Source organism: Tepidimonas sp., from assembly GCF_046292505.1.
Lineage (GTDB): Bacteria > Pseudomonadota > Gammaproteobacteria > Burkholderiales > Burkholderiaceae_C > Tepidimonas.
Genome location: NZ_JBKBQX010000161.1, coordinates 1 through 829, shown reverse-complemented (window position 1 = coordinate 829; position 829 = coordinate 1). Strand labels below are relative to the sequence as shown.

Annotated in this window: 1 protein-coding gene; it reads left to right on the top strand. The window is 68.5% G+C overall.

The features are described 5' to 3' along the window. Window positions 1-273 precede the first annotated feature (273 nt). Window positions 274-829: AraC family transcriptional regulator (locus tag ACK4TH_RS12470; RefSeq protein WP_409626911.1), on the top strand; the 556-nt coding region annotated here is incomplete at its 3' end.

Below are 829 nucleotides of genomic sequence, written 5' to 3'. Positions count from 1 at the left end.
GCGCGGGCGGCCTCGCCGCCGCCCTGCGCCACCTGCGCGATGCGGGCGTGCAGATCGTCGACCAGCGCACGCATGGCCGCGGCATTGACCTGGAAGTCCGCAGAGCGGGGGTTGAGTCGGGAGTTCAGTACGCTCATGGTGCGCCGAATTGTGGCGTCACCCGGTTCGATGCACCAGCGGGTAAGCGCACCCCAGAGGTTGCAAAATACGCCAATCATGTCGCCCCTTCTGCTGCCCCTGGTGGGGCGCCGTATACCCATCGCAGCCACGCCCATGGCATTCGCACGCGCCATTGCTGTGGCGTACCGGCTGCGCGGCGCCGACCCAACGGAAGCGCTGCACGAGGCCGGCTTGGACAGCGCCAACCTGCTCGATGCGCAGGCGCGCCTGACCAGCCTGCCTTTCGAACGGTTGGCACTGCGTGCGATGCGCGAACTGGACGACGAAGCGCTGGGTTGGTTTGGCCGCCGATTGCCGTGGGGCAGCTACGGCATGTTGGCGCGCGCGTCTCTGAGCGCGCCCACGTTGGGCGTGGCGCTGGCGCGCTGGTGCCGCCACCACACGCTGCTGACCGACGACATGATCCTGACGCTCTCGCGGGACGGCGCTGTCGCGCGGCTGACGCTGCACGAGCGTGTAGCGCCCGGCACAGGCTTGCCAGACGTTGCCGAGCGCGCCATTCTGCGCGAGTTTGCGCACGTCTCCTTGCTGCGCAACGCGTTGGGTCTGTCGGCATGGTGGATCGACACTCGGCTGCCCCTGCAGGCGCTGGATTTGGCCTTCCCCGAGCCGGTTCACGCCGACGTGTATCCGCTGTTGTTTCCCGGGG